Below are 24,647 nucleotides of genomic sequence, written 5' to 3'. Positions count from 1 at the left end.
ATGACTCTACCTTTGCATCTTTACCTGCCAATCGCAGGCAACAGCGTTAATATCGCCGCGATCTTCGGACTCGGCGGCGGCGTTGGGTTGCTCTCTGGCATATTTGGCGTGGGCGGCGGCTTTCTCATGACGCCGCTGCTGATCATGCTGGGCATCCCCGCCACCGTGGCGGCGGCTTCGGACTCCAACCAAATTGTCGGTGCTTCGACGTCCGGCACCCTGGCGCACTTCCGCCTGGGCAACGTCGACTTCAAAATGGGCTTTCTGCTGCTGATCGGCGGCGTGCTGGGCGGCACGGTGGGTGTGCAGATAATCAAGGTCCTGCGGGCCATGGGCAACGCGGACTTCCTCATCAGCATCACATACGTGCTCATGCTCGGTTTCGTGGGCGGCTACATGTTCCTGGAGAGCCTGCAGTCCATGCGCAAGAGCAAGACCGCGGAAAAGGAAGCGGCCAAGCCCAAGAAGGAATCCAAGTACGCGCGCATGTTCCAGGCCCTGCCCTGGCAGACCGACTTCAAGCGCTCCGGCGTACGCATGTCCGTGATCATGCCCCTGGCGCTGGGCACTCTGGTCGGCATCCTCGCCGCCATCATGGGCGTCGGCGGTGGCTTCATCATGGTTCCGGTCATGGTCTACCTGCTGCGTATGCCCATGCACGTGGTTGTGGGCACCAGCCTGTTCCAGATTCTTTTCACCTGCATCAACGTCACCATCATGCAGGCCAGCCAGAACCACACGGTGGACTTCGTGCTGGCGTTCCTCCTGCTCATCGGCTCCTCCATCGGAGCGCAGGTCGGCGCCCGCATCGGCCGCAAGCTCCAGGGCGACCAGCTCAAGATCCTGCTCGCAACTCTGGTTCTGGTCGTGATGGGCAAGATGCTCTATGAACTCATCGCCCGGCCGGATATCCTGCTGGCGTACGTGGGAGGTCATTAATCATGAAGCTCAGACACCTCATCCTCACCACGATGCTGATCGCGGCCCTGTGTGTTCCCGCCTTTGCGCAAGGCGACATGTCCATGCAGGTCACGCCTGAGACCATCAAGATCGACACCACCTACAACGGCACCACCGTCAAGGTCGAAGGCCAGGCGCCCGAAGGCAGCCAGATCGTGCTGCGCATCGTCGGCGAGGCCGGCGAGCTGCACATGAAGCGCAAGGACAAGGCCCTGGGCCTGCTGTGGATGAACATGGACTCCCTCACCTTCCACGGCGTGCCGGTGCTCTACATCGTGGGCAGCTCCAAGCCTCTGGACGAGCTGGGCGCCGCCGGCAAGGAGCTGAAGGCCGAGTCCATGCTCAACACCATCGAGATCGAGCCCGACACCGCGGCCCGGCCCGAGCTCATCGATCAGCTCATCAAGCTGAAGACCAAGGAACGCCTGTATCAGGAAGAAGCCGGCGAGGTTGCCATGGGCGAGGTCAAGGACGGCATGCAATCGTTCATGGCCACGCTGCCCATTCCCTCCCGCTTGGCCCCCGGCGACTACAAGCTGGCCAGCATCGCCGTGAAGGACGGGCAGGAGGTCGCCATGACCGAGAAGGATCTCAAGGTCGAGCTGGTCAGCACGCCTCTGTTCATGGCAAAGCTCGCCTTCGGCCACGGCGCCTTGTATGGTATCCTGGCCACGATCATCGCACTTGTCAGCGGCCTGGTCATCGGCCTGATCTTCCAGAGCAAGGGAGAAGCGCACTAGGTCTCTGCGTTAAGGACAATACACGTGAATCTGTTAAACGTACTCGCCTTCTGGCGCCCCAAGAAGCCCCCGGTTTCCTTCACCACGCTCTTTCGCAAGTTCAAGGGGCTTATCGAGCGGAACAACCGCATCCTTGAGCTGATGGGCGACATGGGCGACAAGCTGGGAGGCGAGTACGTCTTTGACAAGCAGTACATCCTCTCCTCGTGCGAGCAGCTCGAGGACCTGGTCTTCAAGCTCATCTCCGACCTGAGCGTGCTGAACCAGGACAAGAACGTGGAGCTCTTCAAGGCGTACGAGCGCATCCGCCACGCCATCCACGAGGAACTCTCCGGCAGGCACGCCTTCGACCAGGTGAGCCTGACCATTCCCCTGGAATCTCTGGACCAGGGCACGGTGGACGCGGCCGGGAGCAAGCTCAACAACCTGGGCATCATCCGCAACACCCTGGGCCACCGGGTGCCGGACGGGTTCGTGGCCACCACCAAGGCGTTCTTCGCATTTCTCGACCACAACGGCCTGCGCCGCACCATCCACGAGGCCGTGACGGCCTGGGACGGCAAGGACGAGGCCGCCTTCGACCAGATGTGCGTGGAGATCCGCGAGAAGATCCTCAAGGCCGACATCCCCAAGCCTCTGGCCGCAGACATCATGGGCGAGGCCGACGCGCTCGTTTCCAGGCTCAGGCGCGAAGGCGATAAGGGGCCCCACCTTTTTGCCGTGCGCAGCAGCGCCTGGGGCGAGGACGAAGAGAGCAGCTTTGCCGGCCAGTACGAGAGCGAGCTGGGCATCAGGCAGGAGGGGCTGCTCGACGCCTACAAGATGGTCGTTGCCGGCGCCTACTCCCCGCAGGCCTGGCGCTACCGCATCATCAAGGGCTTTCATGAAGAAGAGCTGGCCATGGGCGTGGGCTTCCAGCTCATGATCGCCGCCGAGTGCAGCGGCACCCTGCAGACCTACCCGGCCGATCCGTCGCAGAAAGAGGTTATGGTGGTCAACTGCACGCCGGGCCTGGGCGCGCCGCTCATGGGCGGGGTGATCAAGTCCGATACTTTTTATATCGAGCGGCTGGCGCCGTTCGCCGTGCGCTCCACCCACACCGAGATCAAGGACCAGCTTCTGGAACTCAACCCGGAAGGCGGCACGGTCTGGAAGAATCTCTCCCAGGATGAGGGCAAGACGCCCTGCATCTCCAAGGAACAGCTCGTGCAGCTGGCCCGCGCCGGCCTGGACATCGAAAGTTTTCTCAAGCGGCCCGTCGAGGCGGAGTGGTGCTACGACGCGGACGGCGAGCTCTACATCCTCCAGGCGCGTCCCATACGTTTCGAGCTGCAGGCCGATACGCTGCCGCCGCCTCCCGCCCCGGACGTGGAGGACACGCTGATGGCCGGCCAGGGCATCATCGTGCAGCAGGGCGTGGCCTCGGGCAAGGTGTTCGTGGTGGAGAACGACGAGGACCTGCACGACTTTCCCTATGGCGCCATCCTGGTCAGCCACTTCACCTCGCCGCGCTTCTCGCGGATCATGTCCCACGCCAGGGGCATCATCACCGACATCGGTTCCCCGGCCGGCCACATGGCTACCATCGCCAGGGAGCACCGCGTGCCCACCATCGTGAATGCCGGCGACGCCACCACCCGGCTCCAAACCGGCGAGGAGATCACCCTGGACGCCGGCAACAACGTGGTCTACCGCGGCATCGTGCCCGGCCTGAGGCGCTACGAGCTCACCAGCCAGTGCGTGTTTGAAGAGTCGTACGAGTACCGGCTGCTCCGCCGGCTGCTCAAGCGCATCACGCCCCTGCACCTGGTGGACCCGAAGAGCGACGACTTCCGGCCCTCCAACTGCACCACGTTCCACGACATCACGCGCTACATCCACGAGAAGGCCGTGAGTGAGCTCATCCAGCTCAGCGAGCGCCGGGAGCTGCACGAGACCAAGCCCAGACGGCTGAACCTGCACATGTCCCTGGGGCTGACGGTTATCGACGTGGAAGACGGCATGTGCAAGACCGACGAGGACCTGGAGCTCAAGCACGTGCTCTCCGTGCCGCTCAAAAGTCTGCTGGACGGCATGTGCCAGCCCGGCATGTGGTGCACGCGGCCGGTCTCCGTGGACCTGTCCAGCTTCATGTCCAGCTTCACACGCACCTTCTCGGTGGCCGCCACCAGCCGCATCGGGCGGAACTTGGCCGTGGTCTCCAAGGAGTACCTCAACCTGCACCTGCAGCTCGGCTATCATTACAACATCATCGACGCGTTCCTGAGTGAATCCGAGAACGACAACTACATCTATTTCCGTTTCCTTGGCGGCGTCACCGATATCGAGCGCCGTTCCCGCCGGGCGAGCTTCATCGCCGAGGTCCTGGAGCGCTTCGACTTCAGGGTGGAAGTACGCGGCGACCTTGTCGTGGGTAGGATTAAAAAGATATCCTTGGCACGCGGCATAGAGAAGATGAACATGCTTGGCGGCCTGGTCGGCTACACCCGTCAGCTCGACGTGGTGTTGCAGAGCGACGAGGACGTGCAGGACCATCTTGCCGTCTTCATGCAACAGATTTCCAACGGCCCGGGAGAACAGGATGAACAAGGACAACGAGAAAGTTCGAATACTTATACTGGATGACGAGCCCATCGTCTGCAAGCGGCTCAAGCCGGCGTTCCAGAAGGCGGGGTACGATGTCGAGACCCTGAACGACAGCGCCTCAGCCATGGCCCGCATCGAGGAGGCGCACTTTGACGTGGTTATCACCGACCTGAAGATGGAAGGCGTGGACGGCATGCGCTTTCTCACCAGGATCAAAGAAATATCTCCGGATACCGGGGTCATCGTCATCACCGGCTTTGCCACTCTGGACACAGCCAAGGAGTCCTTCCGCAAGGGCGCCTTCGACTTTCTGGCCAAGCCCTTCAAGCTCAGTGAGATACTCGACGCCGTGAAACGCGTGGAGGCCGGGCGGCGGCAAGCCGACTCCGCTTCAGACCAGCCGCAGGACGACACCAACGGAAGCGCCTGATGGCCGGCTACTTGCGCTCACTCTTCTCGCGTCGGGGTGGATGCAAGCAAGAGCAGGAGAGCCCGACGTCGCTGCGCTCCCTGTTCCACAAGTTCAGACGCATTCTGGAGCTCAACAACGCCATCATGGAAAAGATGGCCGAGCTCGAAAGCGCCCTCGGCGGCGAGTACATCTTCGACAACGCCTTCCTCTCACGCGCCGTGCGGGACATGAGCGGTCTGGTCCATCAGGTGGCCTACAGCCTGAACGCCATGACCGACGACCGCTACGTGGAGCTCTACGACCGCTACGAGTACATCAAGGGCGTGCTCGACGACATTCTTTCGGGCGGCCTCGGCCCGCAGGCCTCCCGGCTGGCCATGGGCTTTCCCGAGCTGCATTGGGAGAACCTGCCCCTGGCCGGCATGCCCAACGTCTGTCTGGCCGAGCTGCTGCGCACTCCGCACATCGGCGCCGTGGACGGCTTCGTGGTTACGGTGACCGCCTGCCGCCTGATGCAGGAGAAGGGCATGACCCCGAAGCTGGAGCAGGCCATCTTGCGCGAGACCGACGCCCTGTGGCAGCGCCTGGGCCGTCCGGAAGGGCTAGCCGTCTCGGCCTGCCCGGCCGGCGGTAGCGAGCCGGCCTCCGGCCTGCCGGCGCAGGAATCGAACAGGGAGCACATCGTCCGGGACGTGCTGGAAGCGTGCCGCAAAGGCGTGGCCCTGGGCTGGCGCGATATGGCTGTGGGCGTGCGCGAGCGCGTGCCCAGCGAGTACTGGGGACGCCTGCGCACCTGCTGCCCGGAGTCCCGCACTCTGGGAGCCATGTCCCTGGCCATGAGCGGCCCGGCCGGTGAGGAGCATTACAACCTGCGCCGCGCCCACCCATTTCCGCCGGCAGAGTCCGACATCCGGCCCAAGGACGAGGCCGTGCGCCTGCCCGACGGCGTCAAACCACTCACGCCCGTGGGCGGCGGCCTGCTGCGCGGCTCCGGCCTGCTGCCGGCCGATTCCCAGCGGCTCATCGCCGAGGCGGGCATTGTGCTGGAGCGCGCCCTGGGCGCGCCGCAGGAGCTGCACCTCTGCCTGGACAGGGAAGGGGTTCCGCGCATCCTGGATGCGGCGGTCGCCGAGATCGTGGAGGAGGCCGCGGACGCCGACGATCTGGCCGCCGTGCTGGACCAGGCGAAAGTGCTGCTGCGCGGCGGCAACTCGGCACAGGCCGGCGCGGCCGCCGGCAAGGTGGTGCACATCAAGGAAGGCGACGACCCGGAGGAGTTCCCCCTGGGCGCAGTTGCCGTGGCCCGCGCCGCCTCGCCGCAGCTCGCCCCGTTCCTGCTCAAGGCCGGCGCCCTGGTCACGGAGTTGGGCTCCACCATCGGCCACCTCGCCACCGTGGCGCGGGAGTACCGCATCCCGGCCGTGTTCGGCGCGGCCGGCGCGCTCAAGACCCTCAAGCCCGGCGCGGAGGTCACCGTGGACGCCTCGGTCCCGGTGGTCTACGCAGGCTCCCTCGACATCCTTCTTTCCCAGAGCAGGGCAGGCTCCGAGCTCTACGCCACCGACCCCGAGTTCACCACCCTGCGCCGGCTGCTGCAGTTCATCATGCCGCTCAAGCTCACGGACTCCGGCTCCGAGTCCTTTGCCCCGCAGAACTGCCGCAGCTTCCACGACATCATCCACTTTGCGCACGAACGCGCCGTGGAGGAGCTGCTGGACGCGCACGAGGGCGGCGGCGCGTGCATCGAGCCGCATCGCCTGGAGATGCGCATCCCCCTGAACATCGGCCTGGTGGACGCCGGCGGCGGCTTGGCCGAGGACGCCGGCCCCGTGGTCACGCGCGATGATATTCTCTCCGAACCCATGCACCGCTTCCTGGGCGGCCTGCGCTACGCCTGGGACAACCGGGAGAACCTGCAGGTCTCCATGCGCGACATCTTCTCCGGCATGCAGCGCACCGCGGCCGTGCTCCAGGCACCGGCCGAGCAGGGCATGAACCTCGCCATCCTGGCCACCGGGTACTTCAACCTCAGCCTGCACATGGGCTACCACTACAGCGTGGTGGACGCTTTCATGCAGGACAATCCGCACCAGAATTACATCTACTTCCGCTTTGCCGGCGGCTTTGCCGACGCAGAACGCAAGAACAGGCGTGCGGAGCTGATCCGCCGTGTGCTGGCCACGCTGCAGTTCAACGTGGAGATGACCGGCGATCTGGTGACAGGCCGGCTCAAGATCGTAGACCGCGAGACCATGGCGGACGCGCTGGAGCAGCTCGGTATCCTCACGGCTTTCACTAGGCAGCTCGATATCTCCATGGGCCGGGAGGACAGCCTGGGCCGCATGGAGCAGGCCTTCCGCGAGGTGGCAGCTCAATACGAGGCCGCAAAGGAACTGCCATGATTCGCTGGGTCAGGGATATCTACGCCAGACGGCGGCTGGAGCGGGAACAGGAGGCCCTGCGCATCCTCAAGGCCCGCTACCACACCTTCCGCGCCGTGCTGCACAGCAACGAGCGCGCCCTGGAGCTCATCAGCTCGTTCGACGAGGCGCTGCTGAAACGCTCCGGCCTGAGCACCATCCTGGAAGAGCTGCTGGCCGTAACCTTCGAGCTGGTGGACGGCCTGAACCGGCTCTCGGACAACCGTTACCCGGCCCTGTACAGCGCGCACGACCGCCTGGCCCGGACCACGCGACAGGTAACCGCCCGGCTGGACTCCGAGGGCGACGCCGAGATCCTGGCTATACCCCTGGAGGACGCGGCCACGGAGCAGGCGCGCTCCATCGGCGGCAAGGCCGCCTTCCTGGGCGAGATGATCCGCTCCGGCATGCCGGTGCCGCCCGGCTTTGTGATGACGTCGCTGGCGTGCCGGCGTTTTCTGGAGCGTAGCGGCCTGGACGAGAGCATCCTGCGCATCCTGCGGCCCCTGGACGCCGGGGCAGGGGACCCGTCCGCCGCGGCGCGGGAAATTCGGGCGCTCATCAACGCCGCGCAGGTGCCGGATGACATCCGATCGGCCCTGGCGGATCACTGGCGCGCCATCGGCTCGCCTCCGGTCTCCGTGCGCAGCAGCGCTCTGGTGGAGGACAACCCGGCCCACTCCTTTGCCGGGCAGTTCACCTCCGTGCTCAACGTGTGCAGCGAGGACGCGCTCATCCAGGCGTACAAGGATGTGGTGGCCAGCAACTTCGGGGCCCGGCCCCTGACCTACCGCCGCCAGGCCGGGCTGCCCCTGGACGATTTTTCCATGGCCGCCATTGTCCAGACCATGGTCGATGCCCGCGCCGCCGGCGTGCTTTTCACGCTCAACCCCTCGGACCCGGAGAACGGGCGCATGCTGCTCTCCGCGGTGCGCGGCCTGGGCACCCAGGCTGTTGGCGGGAGCTCCCCGGCCGACGTTTTCCAGCCCCTGCGCGACGACCCGGCCGACGTGCTGAGCATCATTGCCGACAAGGAAGGGGGCGAGGTGCCTGCCGAAGGCGGCGGCCTGACCATGGCCACGCTTTCCGAGCAGGAGCGCGCCGAGCCGGCTCTGATTCACAATGAAATTTCCGCGCTGCTACGTTGGGGCCTGCTGGCCGAGGTTCTATTCGGCGCGCCCCAGGATATGGAATGGGCCGTGGACCAGAATGGCGATCTCTTTTTCCTCCAGTCCAGAAGCATCCGGCTGCAGGGCAAGGCTATCCGCGCGGCGCGCAGAATTACCGGCGAGAAGCTGGTTGCGGACGGCGTCTGCGCCGCATCTGGGCGGGCATTCGGCAAGGCCCGCGTCCTGCGCGACGCCGACAATCTTACCAAGCCCCTGCCCGAAGGCCCGGTGGTGCTCGTGCTGCACCAGAGTCTTGTGGACGCGGCGCAGCTCATGCCGCGGCTGGAGGGCGTGGTGGTGGAGTTGGGCAACCCCACCGACCATCTTTCCTGCGTGGCCAGGGAGTACGGCGTGCCCATGATCACCGGCGCGCCCGGCGCAGTGGACGCCATTCCCGAGGGTGAGCTGGTCATCGTGGATGCTGACGACCACGTGGTGACGCGGGTTCCGCCCGACGTGGTGGCGAGCATGCCGCAGCGCAAGCGCGAGCACGCGCCCCACGCCAGCCTCTCGGCCCGCGCCAGGGAGCTCCGCGACCTCATCGTGCCGCTCAACCTGACCGACGCGTATGGCCCCACCTTCTCCATCAGCGAGTGCCGCTCCCTGCACGACATCGTGCGCTTCTGCCACGAGAAGACGCTGCTCAGCCTGTTCCACGCCGGGGACGAGGCGGTGGAGGAGGCGGACAGCCTGGTCCACTGGCTGGACGACGTGCCGTTGCAGTTTCTGATCATCGACCTGGGCGGCGGCCTAGCCCCGGACGTGGGGCGCAGGATCAGCGTCAGGGACGTGCTCTCCGCGCCGCTCCAGGCGCTCTGCGAGGGCATGAACACTCCGGGCCTGCGCTGGCGGGCGGCCCCGCCCGTGCTTTCCGTGTCCGAGCTCATGTCCCGCTCCATGATCGACGGCGGCGGCGAGCGTCCCCTGGGCAACCAGAACTACGCCCTGATCACCCGCGACTACCTGAACCTCAACGCTCGCGTGGACTTCCACTTCGCCATGGTGGACAGCGTGTGCGGCCCCAACCAGCAGGAGAACTTCGTTCGCTTCCGCTTCAAGGGCGGGGGCACAGCGGCCGTGCAGCGGGAGCGCCGCGCCGAGTTCATCGGCCGGATTCTGCGGGCGAACGGCTACGCAACGGACACCCAGGGCGACCTGGTCACGGCCTCGCTCACGGAGGTGCCCGGCGACGACGTGCGCGAGCAGCTCCACATGCTGGGGCGTCTGCTCGGCTTCAGCCGGCTCATGGACGGCGCCATGGTGGACGACGACGCGCCGCGCAAGGCGGCCGAGGCGTTTCTGGAGGGCGATCTGGCCCTGGAGCACGTTGATTTTCAGGCGTGATAGAAGCGCAGCCGCGGCAGCTCCACGGCCGTGAGCAGGTTGCCGAGCACAGCCCCGGTATCGATGCCGATCTTGCGCTCCGCCACGAACGGCGTTTGGAAGGACGTGTGTCCGAACACGACGGTCTCCGGCCCCTGCCACGGGTCGGTCAGAAACGATCCCCGCAGGGCCAGCATCACGTCGAGCGGGCATTCTTCGGGCGTGCAGCCCGGCGTTACCCCCCCGTGCACGAAGAGATAGCCGTCCTGCCTGTAAAAGGGCAGCAGCTCCTCTAAAAAGGCGGCGTGCTCCGCAGGCATGAAGGAGAGATCGCGCAGCGCGCTGACCGGGGCGTCGCCATAGCTCTCCAGCGTGGCCTCCACGCCCAGGCGTCGCAGCGTCTGCAGATGCTCCGTATCGTGGGTGTGTGCATACTCCAGGAGCTCGTACTCGTGGTTGCCCATCAGAAAGATCGTGTCCGGATGGTGCGCGCGGAATTCGAGCAGCAGATCGATGACGCCTTTGGCGTCCGGCCCGCGGTTGATGTAGTCGCCCATGAACACGACCGTGTCCTGCTCCGTGACGGGCAGGCGGTCCAGCAGGGTGCGCAGCTTGCCCAGCGTTCCGTGGATGTCGCCGACGGCGAATATGCGCTGCTCCATGCGTCAGGGGCTCTGCATCGGCCGGAAGGATTCCGGGTTGGGGTGCTCAAAGGGGATCGTCCGCACTGTGGCCGGGCGCTATCTCTTGTACCGTAGTCCACGCCATCCGTCATGTCCGGACGGCGAGCGCGTTCGGGCAGGGCGTCCATGCTTCCATGGTTCTATCCTGCCGGAATAACAGGACCACACTGCCGTGCGGCGGAGGAATATCCACAACTTTTCGCCGAGCCATTCCGTCTGTGGTCCTGCCATGCTATAGTTCTCTGAAAAATGCGCGCAGTCGCCGCCAGGTCGCAGTGTTCGCGAACGCAAAGGCGGCGCCAGCCGGGCATTTACGGGGGGCAATCCGGATGCAGTATGGAGGGCGTTTTCCGCTGGCCGCGCTGTGCCTCGGCGTCTTGCTCTGTGCGCCGATTGCCGCATGGGGCCAGAGCCGGGAATCAGAGCGCATCGCACTGATGGACGAGATACGCGACGACGTCTCCCACACGGCGGAGCTCATCCAGGGCGAGCCCCTGGACCCGCGCGTGGAGGACGCCCTGCTTACCGTACCGCGTCACGAGTTCGTGCCCCTGGCGCAAAGGCGACACGCCTACGAGAACCGGCCCCTGCCCATCGGCTACGGCCAGACCATTTCCCAACCATACATCGTGGCCCTGATGACCGACCTGCTGGACCCGCAGCCGGATGACGTGGTCTTTGAGCTGGGCACGGGCTCCGGCTACCAGGCCGCCGTGCTGGCAGAGCTCGTGGCCGAGGTGCACAGCGTGGAGATCGTGCCGCAGCTCGCCGCATCGGCCAGAACGCGGCTGGCGGACCTCGGCTACGACAACGTACAGGCGACCCACGGCGACGGCTACTACGGCAAGCCGGGCGCGGCCCCCTTTGACGCGATCATCGTCACGGCCGCGGCCACGCACATACCGCCGCCGCTGGTGGAGCAGCTCCGTCCAGGCGGCCGGATGATCATTCCCGTGGGGCCGGCGTTTCACCTGCAACATCTCATGTTTGTGGAAAAGGACGCGGCCGGGGCGGTGCGAACCCGCAGCGTTCTGCCCGTATCATTCGTACCGCTCACCGGAGGGCATTGATGGCCGTCACGCAACGCCAACCCAGCACGGAGCGCAGCCCGGCTCTGCTGGCCGTGGCTCTGGTTTCCGCCGGAGCCATCGGCCTGGAAATCTCCTTCATCCGCCTCTTCTCCGCCTCCCTGGGACACGACCTGGCCGGCATGGTCATCAGCCTGGCCCTGCTGGGCGTGGGCGCGGCCGGCTCGGTCCTGGCCATTGCGGGGGGCCGCGCCACGGAGCGCTCGGACACGCTGCTTTTTGCGGCGGCCGCCGGGTTCGCCGTCTCGGCCATCATCTGCTCGGTGTGGGGCCTGTCCTGGGATATCCTGCCCGAGGCGTTCGCCTGGCAGCCGCTCCGGCTCGTCAAGCTCGGCTTCCTGTACGTGCTGCTGGCCGTGCCGTTCTTCTTTTCCGGCGGCGTCATTGGGCTGACCCTGGCCACGTACAGGCGCTATCCAGGCGCCATCTACAGCGCGGACCTTGTGGGCGCGGGCATCGGCGGGGGCGGGGCGCTGGCCGCGGCCTACTGGCTGGACCCGAGCCACGGCATTCTCGTTGCCAGCGCAGCCGGGTTCGCGGCCGCGGCGGTCTTCAGCACGCGCAACCCGAAGCGCTGGGTGCCGCTCTCCATGGCCGGGCTGATGGTGGTGTGCATCCTGGTGATTCTGGCGCTGCCCTCGTGGCGGCCGTCGCCGCATTACTCCGATTACCGCGACCTGGGCCGGGCCCTGACCGCGCCGGACTCCGAGATTGCCTACGAAGCGTGGGACCCCCTGGGCCTGATCACGGCCGTGCGCTCGCCGTCCTTTCCCATCCGGTTCGCCCCTGGCCTCAGCATGAACTGCCAGGACCCCATACCTGAACAGGTGGGCCTGTACCTGAACGAGGGCGCGCACGGCGCCGTGACCAGTGCGGCGGAGATTCCCGGATTCGTGCGTTGCCTGCCCACGGCGGCGCCGTTCCGGCTGCGGCCCCAGGCGCGGGTGCTGGTGCTGGACAACGCCGGCGGCCTGCCCGTGTTGGAGGCATTGGCCGGCGGCGCATCGCAGGTGGACGCCGTGGAGCCGCTCAGCCGTCTGCGCGAAGCCTTGACCACCGAGCTGGCCGGCGCGTCCAGCAACCTCTATGCGCGGCCCGAAGTGCACCTACTGCCCGGCACGGCGCGCGCCTATGTGGAGCAGACCGACAAGACCTACGACGTGATCCGCGTGAGCTTCCGCGGCCCGGCCGGGCCCGAGCTTTCCGTGGGTGAGGATTTCCTGCGCACGCGCGAAGGCGTGGTCGCCATACTCTCGCGGCTGGCGCCCAATGGCATCGTCTGTTTCTCCCGGCCCATGGAGGCGCTGCCCTCGGCCGGGGTCCGGCTCATTCCGATGGTGGCCGACGCGCTGGAGGCGCACGGCCTGCCGGAGGGGGCCGCAGCCAAGGATTGTCTGGCCATATTCCGCGGTCCCTTCACCCTGACCATGCTGGCGAGCACGTCGCCGTTCACGTTCGAGGAGCTGATGATCCTGCGCGGGTTCATGGATCAGCAGGGGCTGGACCCGGTGTGGCTGCCGAACATGATCCCCGCGGAGGCGAACCTGCGCAACGTGCTGGAACAGCCGCTGTTCTACGAGGCGGCCGAGTCGTTGCTGGGGCCGGACCGCGAGGCGTATATCGATGACTATCCCTACGACCTGACCCCGCCCACGGACAACCGGCCGTACTTCGCCTCCGTGTTCCGCTGGGGCAGCGCCGGCGAGCTCTATGCCGAGCGGATGCGCGGCTCCATGGGGCTCCTGCAGTGGACGTACCTGCTCATCCCCATCACCCTGGTCCAGGCCGTGGCGGCCGGTCTGCTGTTCATCATCGCGCCGCTCTTTATCGCCCGGCGCATCGCGCCCGAGGAGGAGACGCGGCTGGAACCGGGACCTGCCGCGCGGTTCACGCTCTACTTCATTGCATTGGGCCTGGGCTACATGATCCTGGAGATCATCGCCATCAAGCGGCTCACGCTGTTCATGGGCGGACCGGTGCAGACCACGGCCGCCGTGCTCGGGCCGTTTCTCGTGTTCTCCGGCGTGGGGGCCGGCTGGGCGCAACGCTGGGTGGAGCACTCGGCCAAGCACATCCGCAAGGTCCTGGCCATCGCCATCCTGGTCGCGGCAATCTCGGCGTTCGTGCTCTTCTTCATGGCGGCGCGGTTGCCCATGTGGGCCGGACTACCCGTGCTGGCCAAGGCCGGCATTGTGGCCGCGGTGGTCGCACCACTGGCTGTGTGTCTGGGCTTCCCATTCCCGCTGGGGCTGGCCCTGGTCTCGCGGCGCAACCCCCGCTGGTCGGCCTGGGCATTCGGTGTCAATGGCTGCGCCTCGGTGGCTGGTCCCCTGTGTGCGCAGCTCCTGGCCGTGGAGGCCGGCTTCGGCGCGGCCGCCTTGCTGGGGTTCGTGCTCTACCCCCTGGCGTGGTTCTGCCTGCGCGCAGAAAAGACCGAGCGGAAGCGCAAACGGCGCTCCTCCGGCAGCAGTCGCCGCCGCTGATCCCGACAAAAAAACGCCCCCTGGAGCCATCCTCCGGGGGGCGCGATAATCGCACTATTCTGCGCGGCAGCTACTTGGACTCGACGTAATCGTCGAAAGGCCAGCCGCCTTGCCCGCCTTCCAGGATGAAGATGCGCTCTTCCTCCACACCCTGCTTGGCCAGATAGTTGTAGCAGCGCTCAGCGCCGCCCTTGCCTCGGGGGCAGACGACCACGACGGGCGTGGTGTCGGCCTTGAGCTCGTCGATGATCACGTCGATCTTGTCCGTGTCCTCCTGGGACTTGACCGGGTAGGAGTATGTGGCCATGGCGTCGGCCAGATGGTGGTCGTCGAACTCCTCCTCCACCTGGATGTCCACGATGTGCATGGGCGTCTTGGAGTCGATCATCTCTTTGACCTGATCAGGGGTCATGTACTTGAAATCGCCTGCAGAAGCGGCCTGGGGAATGGCCGTGGCGAGGATGAGCATGCAGGCAAAAATGGCAAACAGGGAACGAGGTTGCATTGGGTCTCCTTGTGGTCAGGGATTGGTTCAGACTATGGAAACTAACCACAGGAGTGGGGAAAGGGAAATTGAAATAATTAGGAGGTTGGGGTGGGGTGGATAGACAGGGGTGATTAGGAGGGCTTGTGGAGGCGCATGAATGTGTGTTAAGTATTATAAGCTAGCCTACAAAATACAATCTATCAGAATTTTTTGAATGAATGGAGGTACTAATATGAGTAAAGTAATGAAGTGGGATGAATTAATTAAGCCCCACCGAGTCCAAAGAGGTAACAAAGGAATACAAATTGATCTACTTGACGGAGGCAGAAGTCCATTTCAAAAAGACCAAGACAAAATATTATTTTCGAATTCATTTAGAAGGTTAGGGAAGAAAACCCAGGTTCACCCGTTGGTGAATAATGATCATATTCATACGAGGCTATCCCATAGCTTAGAAACTGCAAGTGTTGGAAGGTCGCTCGCTGTAAAAATGGCAAAGAAGGTTGAAGACGTTTTTTTAAATAACGATATAAATGCCAAGCATGTCGGAGAAATAGTACAAGCAGCTTGCCTTGCGCATGATATTGGCAATCCACCGTTTGGCCATGCTGGAGAAGATGCAATCAAAGATTGGTTCAAAGATAACGACAACCATCATTTAATAAGCAAGCTGGATGCAAAGCAACAAGCTGATTTTAAATATTATGATGGCAATGCCATGGGGTTCCGCGTGTTGACAAAAACGGAATATGATTCCTTTGAAGGTGGAATGCGATTGTCATTTCCCACTCTAGCAGCGATGATGAAATATCCATGGTCAGCTTTGAAGTCAGAAGATTTTGGGAAAGAAAAATTCAGTAGCTTTAGTTCAGAAGTCGAGATGCTCAATGAAGTTGCAACGCATCTCGGTATGATCCGAAAAGGAGATGATTGGTGGTGCCGCCATCCCTTAGCTTATTTAGTAGAAGCGGCAGATGATATTTGTTATTCTTTACTGGATTTAGAGGACGCAAAAGAGTTGAGAATAGTTAATCTTAAGTATTTAAAAAGGGAATTATTTGATAAATACCACGACGGTGATGATGAATATAGTCATATCGTGGGGAAAAGGGACGTTTCTGACAGAAGGAAGCTTGCATTTATTCGAGGTATCACTGTTGATAAACTAATCGAAGACGTTTCAAATGCGTTCTCAAATAAGCATGAAGAGATCATGAAGGGGTGTCTTGAGGGGTCAATTATTGAGCATTGTACTGAGGACTCGCGGGAATTACTAAAAACGGCGGGAGAGATATGTGAAAGGAGAGTGTATCAACATCATAGAAAAATTGAGTTAGAAATTGGATCGTATAACGCTTTAGGAGCTATGTTAAGCGCGTTCGGTTTAGCGGCAAAAGAATTATCAGAGGTTAAAGAATACGACGAATTAGGTTTCAAGTCTAAAAGGGTTGTAGATTTACTGGGTGTCAATAGGCCTAAGCCAGGGACTGGGTTTCACGAAATTATGATGCGATTTTTGGATTATCTCGGCGGGATGACAGATAATTTCGCTACACATATTTCTTGCCAGATATTAGGACATGGCGCTTCAAGCACCACTAGGTAAGCAATTTATAGCATCGGTCATCCATTTGTCGAATTCGAAGGTCCCTTATTCAACGCATTTAGGTCATACGGCCGGGGTGAACTGAGATGGATATAACCTGACACCTGGGCCACCAAAAGGTTGTGGTCATGCCGTCCCTGGCTGGGTATCGATGGAGTTGCGAAGCTTCACGAACCCTTTCGAGGAGAACGCCATGACCACGAAACGCAAAGTAGCACGAAGGAAGATGAGTCTGCTAGAGCTGGCCACTGAATTGGGCAACGTCAGCAAAGCGTGCAAAATCATGGGCTATTCCAGGCAGCAGTTCTACGAGATCCGGCGCAACTACCAGACCTTCGGCGCCGAAGGTCTATTGGACCGCCTGCCCGGGCCGCGAGGCCCGCACCCCAACCGCGTCGACGAGGCTGTCGAGCAGGCCATCCTCGACTACTGCTTGGCTCACCCCACGCACGGGCCGCTCCGCGTCGCCCAACAGCTTGTCCTGCAAGGCGTCCAGGTCAGCTCCGGCGGTGTCCGCGGCGTCTGGAGCCGGCACGGCTTGCTCACACGCCACGAGCGGTTGCTGCGGCTGGAGAAGAGCGTGCGAGAGCAGCGTTTGGAGCTCTCGGACGAACAAATCCGCGTCCTGGAGCGCTTCAGTCCCGAGTTTCGCGACCGGCACATCGAGACGCGTCACACCGGCGACCTCGTGGCCGTGGACACCTTCTTCGTGGGCACGCTCAAGGGCGTTGGACGCGTGTATTTGCAGTCGGTTATCGACTGCCACAGCCGCTATGCCTGGGGCCGACTCTACACCACCAAGTTGCCGGTTACCGCGGTTCACGTGCTCAATGAGGACGTGCTGCCGTTCTTCGAGGAGCACATCGCGCGCATTTCGACGATTCTCTCGGACAACGGTCGCGAGTTCTGCGGTCGCCCGGACAAGCATCCGTACGAATTGTTCTTGCAATTAGAAGGGATTGAGCACCGGACAACGCAGGTTCGCCGGCCGCAGAGCAACGGCTTTGTGGAGCGGTTGCATCGGACATTGCTCGACGAGCATTTCCGCATCAAGGGCCGCGAGAAGTGGTACGAATCGGTGGAGGAAATGCAAGAGGATCTGGACAGTTACCTGAACCACTACAACCGGGAACGCACCCATCAGGGCCGCGGCATGGACGGCCGAGTGCCCTACCAAGCGTTCCTGGACGGCATCGTAATCGACGAAGCAGAGGTAGAAAAAGAAGAAGCAGCGTAGCCATCACCCCGCCAGGGGCGGAGTGTCAGGTGAATACTATCTCTGTACAGCCGGGGTAGCGTACGCGACAAGCCAGCGCTCAAAAGAGCGTGGCCCGACGGCTCAAGAAACCCAGACAAAGGCCCTCTTCAACCCCCCCCTCTACACCCTCGCTGAAAACCCGGTCGTTGGCCTCCCCTCCACCGGATTCGTGAACAACCCCGCCAATAGCTGGCCCGAGCCGGGGGGCAGTTGCCCTACGGACAGGATGTCGATGCGGTCGAGGTTCTGAACGTTCGGCAGCGCGGCCGCGGCGATTGTCTCCACGAGTTTTGGCAGGACGCGTTTGAGCGGCTCGATGTGCTCCGGCCGCTCCAGGAAGACGCGCGCGCCGGCCACGGGCGGGTGGTGCAGAATGCGCACCTGGCAGCGGCCCCAGTGCGGCAGGGTGAAGGCCCATGCCAGCTCGCGGCCGTGGTTGACGAGGAGCTCGTGGTCCCACGCCGCGGGCATGAGCTCCGGCCGGTAGAGCAGCATGATCTTGCGCGCCGGCACGAGCATGGCGTTGAGAGCTTCTACAGCCGACTGGGCGCGGAGCCATGCGGCCAGGGCGGGCGGATGGGCCGCGAGGTGCTTGTGGAGGCGTGCGCGCGGGTCAGGAGCGTCGGCCAGGTCCTCGGGCAGCGGGGCGTCCTGCACGGCGTGCTCGAAGCCGGCGCGGGCGGCCCAGAATCCGGCCACGGACTCGGCAATGAGACTGTCGCCTCCGGCGGCGGCCGGCAGCTCCTGGAGCACGATGTCGGGTTCGAGGGCCTTGACCAGAAAGGTGAGGGGCGCGCCGGGCTCCGGCCCGGACTCCAGCGCGGCGAGCAGCCGCACGCCCGAGATCTCCACCCAGGCCAGACCGGGAGACTCCCAGCCCAGCATTGTGCCGCGGACGCGGTCGCCCACGCGCTGCTTGCGGCGGAAGCTCTGGCGGCGTTCGCCGGAATCGTCGCGCCTGCCCGATCCCGAGGCGCCGCTGCCCGAACCGCCGGACGTGGAGCGGATGCGCATGCGCTACCTCGATCCTGTCTCCATGAGCATGAGCTCGACCTCGTCCACGGAGAGGTTCATGGCCTTGGCGATCTGTCGCGCACTCATGCCGCGGCGGTAGGCGTTGATAACGGCCTGGCGCTTGGTGCGTGGCGAGTGGGAGATGGAGTCGGCCTGCTTGATGAGCGAACGCAGCTCGTCGGATTTGCGCTCGATGTCGTCGGCCAGGCGGATGAGCTCGTTCTGGCGCTCGCGGAAGGTCTCCATGAGCTGCTCTTCGATGCGGGAGTTGAAGTCGAGCTTGTTCAGGAGGTTCTGCTGCTTGTCCTGGAGCGTGTTGAGCACGGACTCGGAGCGCTTGAGCCGTTGGAAAAATACGATCACGAGGGTGAGAAGGACGACCTCGAGGCAGGAGAGGAGGATGAAGGCCCACTGGAGCATAGAGTAATCGGGGTGCGGCGTCGCTAGATATTGCGGTTGACGATGTTTCCGGACCACGGGGTCTTGCCCTGGTCCTCGGCTGGTTCTTCCGGTTCGTTTTTCTTTCTGCGCCGGGCAGGGCGGCCGGAGCCGCCGCCGCGTTTGCCGGCGTCGAAGTCGGCCTTCACGTTCTCGCTCTTCTCGGTCTCGGGCACCTGCTCGCGCTGCTTGCGCAGGGCCTCGTAGGCCATGTGCGAGGCCGCCGCGGCCTGGGCCTCGGGCGCAGCCATTTCCGCGCCGGCAATCTGTCCGACAAGGGGCAATTGCTGGAAGAGAAGGCTGATCTGGAAGGAGGACATGACGGGCTCCTTGCGCGCGGGCCATTACTTGACCAGATATTCCTCGATAAGGATCGACTCCAGCTGCGCGTTTCCGAGATACTGGTTGATGACAGAGAGCAGGTCCTTCTTCAGTAGCTCCGCATTACTCTTATCGGCCAGGAATGTCAGGTCTTTATTCCGTAGATAGTAGAATATGGCGTCGCGCAGGACAACTTTTTTGTGGCGTATCTCCCAGGCCAGCTTTTCCGAGGGCGCGGGCGCGGCGAACTTGCAGTAGAGGAAGCGCACCGTGCCGTTGGCTTCCTGGTGCTCCACCCAGAAGGGCTCAAAGGATACGATGAACTCCTCGGGCTCTTCTTCAAGCGGCGGCGGAGGAGGCAGGGGCTGCTCGGTGGCTGCTGTCTGCTCGGGCAGCTCGACCGGGATGTCGGGGATGGGTTCATGGGACGGCCAGACGAGGAAAAAGAGCGCGACAAGCAGGATGAGGAGCCCGGCGCCGGAGCCGATCTGGAAGCGGCGGTCCCGGATCAGCGTCTTGATGTCGAACTTCTTGGGCGCGGCTTCGAGGTCGGAGAATTCCTCCTCGCCGGTGGCGGCGGCTTCCTCCTCCTCTTCCTCCTCGTCTTCGAGAAACGGCGCGTCTTCCAGATCCAGCTCGACCTTGTCCGTGTCCGGCGCAACAGGTTCGTCGTCGATGCCGCTCAGTTCCTCGGTGTCGAGGAGCGCTTTCTCGTTGTCGGAGAGGAGTTCTGACTGATCTGCCATGGACTGAAGGGCTCCCGTGGGGAGCTTAGAGGGTGAAATCGGCGCCGTAGCGTTCGCGGAAGAGCTGGCGGAGCCGGGCCATGGCCTGGGAGTGGAGCTGCGAGACGCGGCCCTCGGTGATGTTCATGACCTCGGCGGTCTCGCGCATGGTGAGCTCGTCGCCGTAGTAGAGGGACATGACCATTTTTTCGCGGGGTGTGAGCTCCTCGATGAGCAGGGCGACCTTGTCCACCACCTCCTGCAGGGCCGTGGTGTGGTAGGGTTCGTCGCCGGCCTTGCCCTTGCCTTCGGCGGAGAAAGTTTCCTGGATGGCGTCGATGTCCAGGCAGAGCTGGTTCTGCAGCGCCTCAAGACCGGTGCGGACCTCTTTTTCGGAGAGGCCGGTCATCTCCATGAGCTCTTCTTCACTGGCTTTCTTGCCGTGGCGGTTCTCGAACTGCTTGGAGGCGTCTTCCAGGGTGCGGACGCGCTGGCGCAGACCGCGGGAGAACCAGTCCATGCGCCTGAGCTCGTCGAGCATGGCGCCGCGGATGCGGTTCTCGGCGTAGGTCTCGAACTTGATGCCGAGGCCCGGATCGAACTTGCCGAGCGCTTCCATGAGGCCCAGGGTGCCGGACGAGATGATGTCGCCGAGCTCTACGTTCTGGGGCAGCTTGGCCTTCAGACGCAACGCAAGGAACTTGATCTTGGGCGCATAATGCTGGACGACGTGGCGGCGATCCACCGCGCCCATATCCTCCCATGCAACAGCGCCCGATTCGAGCAATTCCCAGGAATTGACGTCAGGCTTGCTGGAAGAGGAGTTTTTTCCAGAAAAACTTGATGTTACCATCGAGATTCGTTGCCACGTCCCAAGTTTGAATGCGTTTGGCCGCTTCGCGCACAGCCTTGGATGCCGGTGAGTCCGGCGCATACTTTACAAACGGCGTCTGCTGGATAACCGACTTTTTGACCATAGGATCGTACGGTACCGAGCCTACCAGATCGAGCGAGACGCCGTCCAGAAAGTGGTCGCAGGCGCGGTAGAGCCGCGAGAAGACTTCCTTGGCGGCGTCCTTGGTTCTGGCCATGTTCACCAGAATCTTGAAGTGCTCCATGCCGTGCTCCAGCTTGAGCACCTTGATCAGCGCGTAGGCGTCGGTCAGCGATGTAGGCTCCGGCGTGAGCACGATGATGCGCTCCTGCGCCGCAAGGTTGAAGTAGATGACGTTGTCGTTGATGCCTGCGCCGGTGTCCACCACCAGGTAGTCTACCTTGTCCTCCAGGTAGTCCATGGACTCGAGCAGCTCAAGCTTCTGGCCGGTGGAGAGTTCGAGCATCTCGGACACGCCGGACGAGGCTGGCAGGATATCGAATCCGAAGCCGGTGTCCAGAAGTATGGACTCCAGGCTCTCGCCCTCGCGGAAGAGGTGGAAGAGGTTACGCTCCGGCGTGAGGCCCAGGATAACGTCCACGTTGGCCAGACCCAGGTCGGCGTCGAGCAACACAACACGGTTGCCCTGCTCGGCCAGGGCCAGGGAAAGGTTGGCAGAGAGGTTGGTCTTGCCAACGCCTCCTTTCCCCGAGGTGACGGAGAAGACCAGGGGAAGCTCAGAACTCATGACGAACACGCGCTCCTCTTTGAACGTGGAGTGGACGCCGTGTCCCGGACGCCGGCGTGGTCCTCGGTCTTTTCTGCGCAGGGCAGCCTGTGCTTGAAGACGAGCCGCCAGAAGTCGACAGGCTTCGCCGGGGCCAGGGTGTCCCGAAGGCCAGAGCCGCACGAAAGCGCCACAGTGGGCAGGCCGGTGGATTCACCCGTGTTGACCATAGATCCGAAACTAAATGCTTCGTCGAGCTTCGTCCAGACGATACCTGCGAGTCTTTCCGATGCATAGCTGCGGGTGAACGCGGAAATCTGCTCGGGGCCGTAGACTGGCGAGAGCGCCAGATGGATGACGCCGTGGCCGCAGGAAGGGTCGGCGTCGGCCAGGGCGGCGAAGCCCAGGCGGTTGAGCACCTCGTCCAGGCTCTCGCCGCGCGCCAGGGCCGGCAGGTCCACCAGCACGCGGTGGAAGGAACGGGCCTGGGCCGCGGCTTCCATGAACTCCTGGCCCGTGGACGCCTCGCAGTACTCGAACTCGGCCAGCTCGGCATACTGGCGCAGGAGCATGCGGCCTGCGGATTTGGAGGTGTCCGCGTTGACGATGAGTATTTTCAGGGTAGGGTCCTCGTGCCGCAGGGCAAAGGCCATGCGGATGAGCGAGGAGGTCTTGCCTACGCCGTGGGGTCCGGTCACGCCGTGCACCTTCTGCGGCCAGCCCTCCATGGACCACGGCCGCATGGGCGTCAGCTTTCCCAGCGGGGCCAGCACCGAGGCGTTCCTGTCGTGCAGCAGCGAACGGTAGAGAGAGGCAATGACCTCGGTGGAGACGCCTTCGCGCTCCAGATACTCCAGGGGCATCCGCTGGCTCGGGGTCAGCCGGGCCAGGTCCATCTGCGGTTTCATCAGCGCGCTCAGGTGCTCCTTGATGGACTGCCACTCGCGGTGCCACTGCTCCCAGCCCGAGAACTGCGGCGGCTGCGAACCGATGAGATCCGTAACGATGGAGTCGCCCGGCTTTTCCGCCGTGCCGGCGCCGCCGGGTCTGGCCTTGCCGGCCGGGGGGCTGTCGTCCAGGGCGGCGGTTATTTCGCAGGCATTGGCGCCGTCGTCCTTGCAGGATCGTGTTGAGAGAATCACGGCGTCCGGACCCAGCTCGCTTCTGATGCGCGCGAGCACGCTCCGGGTGTCTGTTCCGCGGTAGGTTTTAACGCGCATTGTCGAGTACCACAGTGTTCACGGAGTTCAGGCGGATGTCAGAAGGTATCTCGGCCTGTGAGATGACGGGGAGTGTGGGAATGAAACGCAGGAGCAGCTGTGCCAGGTGGGCGCGAACCATGGGCGTGGTGAGCAGAACGGGCTGGCCGTCGGCCACGGCGCTGGACTCCACGGCCTGGTTGATCTTGCTGATGAGCTTGTGCGCCAGCCCCGGCTCCATGGCCAGGTAGGTGCCGCTGTCGGTCTGGCGGATGGACTCCTGCAGGCTTTTCTCCACGGAGTGGTCCAGGGTGATGATGGGCAGAGTGCCCTCGGAGTCCAGGTGCGGCTTGATGACCGTGCGGGAGAGCTTCTCGCGGACGAATTCGGTGAGCTGGTCCGGGTCCTTGGAAGACACGCCGTAGTCGGCCAGGGTCTCCACGATGGAGAGCAGGTCGCGGATGGAGACGCCCTCGCGCACGAGGTTCTGGAGCACCTTCTGCACCGTGCCCAGGGAGAGCACGTTGGGCACCAGGTCCTCCACGGCCTTGGGTGCTGTCTTGGAAAGGTTGTCCAGCAGGTTCTGCACCTCCTGGCGGCCCAGGAACTCGTGCAGCTGGCGCTTGAAGACCTCGGTGAGGTGCGTGGCGATGACCGTGGATGGATCGACCACGGTGTAGCCGGCGAGCATGGCCTCTTCCTTGTGCGACTCCGGAATCCAGAGCGCGGGCAGGTTGAAGGCCGGCTCCTTGGTCTCCACGCCCTTGATGCGGTGCTTCACGTCGCCGGGGTCCATGGCCAGCAGATGGTCCAGCAGGATCTCGGCCGAGGCCACCTCGTTGCCCTTGATCAGCACGGTGTACTGGCCGGGCTTGAGCTGCAGGTTGTCGCGCAGGTGCAGCGAAGGAACGATGACACCCATGTCCAGGGCGAACTGCCGGCGGATGGAGCGGATGCGGGTGAGCAGGTTGCCGTTCTGTTCCTCGTCCACCAGCGGTATCAGGCCGTAACCCACCTCCAGCTCCAGGGCGTCCAGGGGCAGCAGGCTCTGCACCTCTTCCGGAGAATCCAGCGAGGGAGCCTGTCCTTCCTTGGCGCGCTTGGCGCTGGGTGCGTCCTCGGTAATCTTGCCCTTGCTGACCAGCCTGGCCGCGCCGAACATGAGCGAGGCGAAGATGAGGAAGGGGATGGTGGGCATGCCGGGGACCAGGGCGAAGACAGCCAGCACTGCGGAGACGAGCTTGAGCGAGCGGGCGTTGTAGGCCAGCTGGCCGATGAACTCCTCGCCCATCTTGGCCTCGGAGGCGGAGCGGGAGACGATGATGCCGGCGGCCGTGGAGATGACCAGCGAGGGAATGGTCGAAACCAGGCCATCACCGATCGTCAAAAGGGTGTATGTCTGCGCCGCTTCCTGCCAGGTCATGCCTTGTTGCATGGTGCCGAGCAGGATGCCGCCTACGATGTTGATGATGGTGATGAACATGCCGGCCTTCACATCGCCCTGGACGAACTTGCCCGCGCCGTCCATGGAACCGTAGAAGTCGGCCTCGCGACGGATGGCGTCGCGCTGTCTGGTGGCTTCCTCTTCGTCGATGAGGCCGGAGTTCAGATCCGCCTCGATGGCCATCTGCTTACCGGGCATGGCGTCCAGGGTGAAGCGCGCGGCGACCTCGCCGATACGCGTGGTACCCGCGACGATGACGACCTTGTTCAGGATGAAGAGGATGACGAAGATGACGATGCCGATGATGAAGTTGCCGCCCACCACGAACTCGCCAAAGGACTGGATGACCTTACCGGCCGCGGCCGTGCCTTCTTCGCCGTGCAGCAGAATGAGTCGGGTGGAGGCCACGTTCAGCGCCAGGCGCAAGAGTGTCATGACCAGCAAAAGGGACGGGAAGACCGAGAACTCCATGGGGCTCGTCATGAACATCGCAGTGATGAGTGTGACGAGGCTCAGGGAGATGGACAGCGAGAGCATGAGGTCCAGGAAGATGGTCGGCAGCGGGATGAGCATCACAAAGAGGATGACCACCACGCCGCCGGCAAGGAGAATATCTCCCTGTTTGGCGAAACGCTCGTAATTTATGCGGGGGCCTGCGTAGTCAGCCATCTTTTTGACACCTCATTGTCG

20 protein-coding genes are annotated in these 24,647 nt (G+C 63.4%); 10 read left to right on the top strand and 10 right to left on the bottom strand.

Features of this window, described 5'->3' with window-relative positions; genetic code table 11:
• From E8L03_RS12620 to E8L03_RS12595, 6 genes are read left to right on the top strand one after another with little or no spacing between them, the layout of a single operon-like run.
• Complete coding sequence (locus E8L03_RS12620) at window positions 1-939, top strand: sulfite exporter TauE/SafE family protein (RefSeq protein WP_144306760.1); 939 nt, start codon at window positions 1-3, stop codon at window positions 937-939.
• A gap of 2 nt (window positions 940-941) precedes the next feature.
• Window positions 942-1,700: a TIGR02186 family protein gene (locus E8L03_RS12615; protein ID WP_171267536.1), complete on the top strand. Its 759-nt coding sequence runs from the start codon at window positions 942-944 to the stop codon at window positions 1,698-1,700.
• Between the two features lie 24 nt (window positions 1,701-1,724).
• Window positions 1,725-4,325 carry a PEP/pyruvate-binding domain-containing protein gene (locus E8L03_RS12610; RefSeq protein WP_244963521.1) on the top strand — a complete coding sequence of 867 codons (2,601 nt, stop codon included), beginning with the start codon at window positions 1,725-1,727 and terminating at the stop codon, window positions 4,323-4,325.
• Window positions 4,282-4,716 carry a response regulator gene (locus E8L03_RS12605; RefSeq protein WP_144306757.1) on the top strand — a complete coding sequence of 145 codons (435 nt, stop codon included), beginning with the start codon at window positions 4,282-4,284 and terminating at the stop codon, window positions 4,714-4,716. The genes E8L03_RS12610 and E8L03_RS12605 overlap by 44 nt, the downstream gene beginning before the upstream one ends.
• Window positions 4,716-7,100 (top strand): PEP-utilizing enzyme, encoded by a 2,385-nt coding sequence (locus E8L03_RS12600; RefSeq protein WP_171267535.1) that lies wholly within the window; start codon window positions 4,716-4,718, stop codon window positions 7,098-7,100. Before E8L03_RS12605 ends, E8L03_RS12600 begins: the two co-directional genes overlap by 1 nt.
• Window positions 7,097-9,631 carry a PEP/pyruvate-binding domain-containing protein gene (locus E8L03_RS12595; RefSeq protein ID WP_171267534.1) on the top strand — a complete coding sequence of 845 codons (2,535 nt, stop codon included), beginning with the start codon at window positions 7,097-7,099 and terminating at the stop codon, window positions 9,629-9,631. Before E8L03_RS12600 ends, E8L03_RS12595 begins: the two co-directional genes overlap by 4 nt.
• Here the strand turns inward: E8L03_RS12595 and E8L03_RS12590 are convergent.
• A complete protein-coding gene (locus tag E8L03_RS12590) occupies window positions 9,622-10,272 on the bottom strand; it encodes a metallophosphoesterase family protein (RefSeq protein WP_171267533.1) in 651 nt (216 codons plus the stop codon). The two genes, E8L03_RS12595 and E8L03_RS12590, sit on opposite strands and share 10 nt — an antisense overlap.
• A 458-nt stretch (window positions 10,273-10,730) precedes the next feature.
• Between E8L03_RS12590 and E8L03_RS12585 the strand changes: the two genes are divergently transcribed.
• Window positions 10,731-11,363, top strand: coding sequence for a protein-L-isoaspartate(D-aspartate) O-methyltransferase (locus E8L03_RS12585; protein WP_235896721.1), 633 nt, complete (start codon window positions 10,731-10,733; stop codon window positions 11,361-11,363).
• Window positions 11,363-13,864, top strand: coding sequence for a spermidine synthase family protein (locus E8L03_RS12580; RefSeq protein WP_171267531.1), 2,502 nt, complete (start codon window positions 11,363-11,365; stop codon window positions 13,862-13,864). Before E8L03_RS12585 ends, E8L03_RS12580 begins: the two co-directional genes overlap by 1 nt.
• A gap of 70 nt (window positions 13,865-13,934) precedes the next feature.
• On the opposite strand, the gene E8L03_RS12575 is transcribed toward E8L03_RS12580, so the two are convergent.
• A complete protein-coding gene (locus E8L03_RS12575; protein ID WP_171267530.1) occupies window positions 13,935-14,369 on the bottom strand; it encodes a rhodanese-like domain-containing protein in 435 nt (144 codons plus the stop codon).
• Between the two features lie 214 nt (window positions 14,370-14,583).
• Here E8L03_RS12575 and E8L03_RS12570 point away from each other — a divergent pair, with 214 nt between their 5' ends.
• Together E8L03_RS12570 and E8L03_RS12565 are read left to right on the top strand one after the other, a co-directional pair.
• A complete protein-coding gene (locus E8L03_RS12570) occupies window positions 14,584-15,957 on the top strand; it encodes a deoxyguanosinetriphosphate triphosphohydrolase (protein ID WP_171267529.1) in 1,374 nt (457 codons plus the stop codon).
• A 193-nt stretch (window positions 15,958-16,150) separates the two neighbouring features.
• Window positions 16,151-17,194 carry an IS481 family transposase gene (locus E8L03_RS12565; RefSeq protein ID WP_171266993.1) on the top strand — a complete coding sequence of 348 codons (1,044 nt, stop codon included), beginning with the start codon at window positions 16,151-16,153 and terminating at the stop codon, window positions 17,192-17,194.
• Between the two features lie 141 nt (window positions 17,195-17,335).
• Here E8L03_RS12565 and E8L03_RS12560 read toward each other — a convergent pair whose 3' ends face one another.
• Genes E8L03_RS12560 through flhA form a run of 8 tightly spaced genes read right to left on the bottom strand, consistent with a single transcriptional unit; the run spans window position 17,336 to window position 24,626 of the window.
• On the bottom strand, window positions 17,336-18,229 hold the full coding sequence (locus tag E8L03_RS12560) for a hypothetical protein (RefSeq protein WP_171267528.1): 894 nt from the start codon (window positions 18,227-18,229) through the stop codon (window positions 17,336-17,338).
• Window positions 18,230-18,232: 3 nt separating this feature from the next.
• Window positions 18,233-18,649, bottom strand: coding sequence for a DUF6115 domain-containing protein (locus E8L03_RS12555; protein ID WP_171267527.1), 417 nt, complete (start codon window positions 18,647-18,649; stop codon window positions 18,233-18,235).
• A 23-nt stretch (window positions 18,650-18,672) separates the two neighbouring features.
• Window positions 18,673-18,987 (bottom strand): hypothetical protein, encoded by a 315-nt coding sequence (locus E8L03_RS12550; protein WP_144307118.1) that lies wholly within the window; start codon window positions 18,985-18,987, stop codon window positions 18,673-18,675.
• 24 nt (window positions 18,988-19,011) lie between these two features.
• Window positions 19,012-19,734: a flagellar basal body-associated FliL family protein gene (locus E8L03_RS12545; RefSeq protein ID WP_171267526.1), complete on the bottom strand. Its 723-nt coding sequence runs from the start codon at window positions 19,732-19,734 to the stop codon at window positions 19,012-19,014.
• A 25-nt stretch (window positions 19,735-19,759) separates the two neighbouring features.
• A complete protein-coding gene (locus E8L03_RS12540; RefSeq protein ID WP_144307116.1) occupies window positions 19,760-20,566 on the bottom strand; it encodes a FliA/WhiG family RNA polymerase sigma factor in 807 nt (268 codons plus the stop codon).
• The gene (locus E8L03_RS12535; protein WP_171267525.1) at window positions 20,517-21,335 is read right to left on the bottom strand and encodes a MinD/ParA family protein; all 819 of its coding nucleotides are present in this window, start codon (window positions 21,333-21,335) and stop codon (window positions 20,517-20,519) included. The genes E8L03_RS12540 and E8L03_RS12535 overlap by 50 nt, the downstream gene beginning before the upstream one ends.
• Entirely contained in the window at window positions 21,332-22,534 is a 1,203-nt protein-coding gene (locus E8L03_RS12530) for a flagellar biosynthesis protein FlhF (protein WP_144307114.1), read from the bottom strand. The genes E8L03_RS12535 and E8L03_RS12530 overlap by 4 nt, the downstream gene beginning before the upstream one ends.
• Window positions 22,524-24,626, bottom strand: a complete 2,103-nt coding sequence (gene flhA, locus E8L03_RS12525; protein WP_144307113.1) for a flagellar biosynthesis protein FlhA — start codon at window positions 24,624-24,626, stop codon at window positions 22,524-22,526. Before flhA ends, E8L03_RS12530 begins: the two co-directional genes overlap by 11 nt.
• Between the last annotated feature and the right edge of the window lie 21 nt (window positions 24,627-24,647).

Source organism: Oceanidesulfovibrio marinus, assembly GCF_013085545.1.
GTDB lineage: Bacteria > Desulfobacterota > Desulfovibrionia > Desulfovibrionales > Desulfovibrionaceae > Oceanidesulfovibrio > Oceanidesulfovibrio marinus.
The sequence above is the reverse complement of the archived record's forward strand: the minus strand, read 5'-3'. Positions and strand labels throughout refer to the sequence as shown.

Excerpts from the sequence above, each read along its gene's own strand:
- E8L03_RS12620 (WP_144306760.1), top strand. The coding sequence starts at position 1 with ATGACTCTACCTTTGCATCTTTACCTGCCAATCGCAGGCAACAGCGTT.
- E8L03_RS12615 (WP_171267536.1), top strand. The coding sequence starts at position 942 with ATGAAGCTCAGACACCTCATCCTCACCACGATGCTGATCGCGGCCCTG.
- E8L03_RS12605 (WP_144306757.1), top strand. The coding sequence starts at position 4,282 with ATGAACAAGGACAACGAGAAAGTTCGAATACTTATACTGGATGACGAG.
- E8L03_RS12600 (WP_171267535.1), top strand. The coding sequence starts at position 4,716 with ATGGCCGGCTACTTGCGCTCACTCTTCTCGCGTCGGGGTGGATGCAAG.
- E8L03_RS12595 (WP_171267534.1), top strand. The coding sequence starts at position 7,097 with ATGATTCGCTGGGTCAGGGATATCTACGCCAGACGGCGGCTGGAGCGG.
- E8L03_RS12590 (WP_171267533.1), bottom strand. The coding sequence starts at position 10,272 with ATGGAGCAGCGCATATTCGCCGTCGGCGACATCCACGGAACGCTGGGC.
- E8L03_RS12585 (WP_235896721.1), top strand. The coding sequence starts at position 10,731 with ATGGACGAGATACGCGACGACGTCTCCCACACGGCGGAGCTCATCCAG.
- E8L03_RS12580 (WP_171267531.1), top strand. The coding sequence starts at position 11,363 with ATGGCCGTCACGCAACGCCAACCCAGCACGGAGCGCAGCCCGGCTCTG.
- E8L03_RS12575 (WP_171267530.1), bottom strand. The coding sequence starts at position 14,369 with ATGCAACCTCGTTCCCTGTTTGCCATTTTTGCCTGCATGCTCATCCTC.
- E8L03_RS12570 (WP_171267529.1), top strand. The coding sequence starts at position 14,584 with ATGAGTAAAGTAATGAAGTGGGATGAATTAATTAAGCCCCACCGAGTC.
- E8L03_RS12565 (WP_171266993.1), top strand. The coding sequence starts at position 16,151 with ATGACCACGAAACGCAAAGTAGCACGAAGGAAGATGAGTCTGCTAGAG.
- E8L03_RS12560 (WP_171267528.1), bottom strand. The coding sequence starts at position 18,229 with ATGCGCATCCGCTCCACGTCCGGCGGTTCGGGCAGCGGCGCCTCGGGA.
- E8L03_RS12555 (WP_171267527.1), bottom strand. The coding sequence starts at position 18,649 with ATGCTCCAGTGGGCCTTCATCCTCCTCTCCTGCCTCGAGGTCGTCCTT.
- E8L03_RS12550 (WP_144307118.1), bottom strand. The coding sequence starts at position 18,987 with ATGTCCTCCTTCCAGATCAGCCTTCTCTTCCAGCAATTGCCCCTTGTC.
- E8L03_RS12545 (WP_171267526.1), bottom strand. The coding sequence starts at position 19,734 with ATGGCAGATCAGTCAGAACTCCTCTCCGACAACGAGAAAGCGCTCCTC.
- E8L03_RS12540 (WP_144307116.1), bottom strand. The coding sequence starts at position 20,566 with ATGGTAACATCAAGTTTTTCTGGAAAAAACTCCTCTTCCAGCAAGCCT.
- E8L03_RS12535 (WP_171267525.1), bottom strand. The coding sequence starts at position 21,335 with ATGAGTTCTGAGCTTCCCCTGGTCTTCTCCGTCACCTCGGGGAAAGGA.
- E8L03_RS12530 (WP_144307114.1), bottom strand. The coding sequence starts at position 22,534 with ATGCGCGTTAAAACCTACCGCGGAACAGACACCCGGAGCGTGCTCGCG.
- flhA (WP_144307113.1), bottom strand. The coding sequence starts at position 24,626 with ATGGCTGACTACGCAGGCCCCCGCATAAATTACGAGCGTTTCGCCAAA.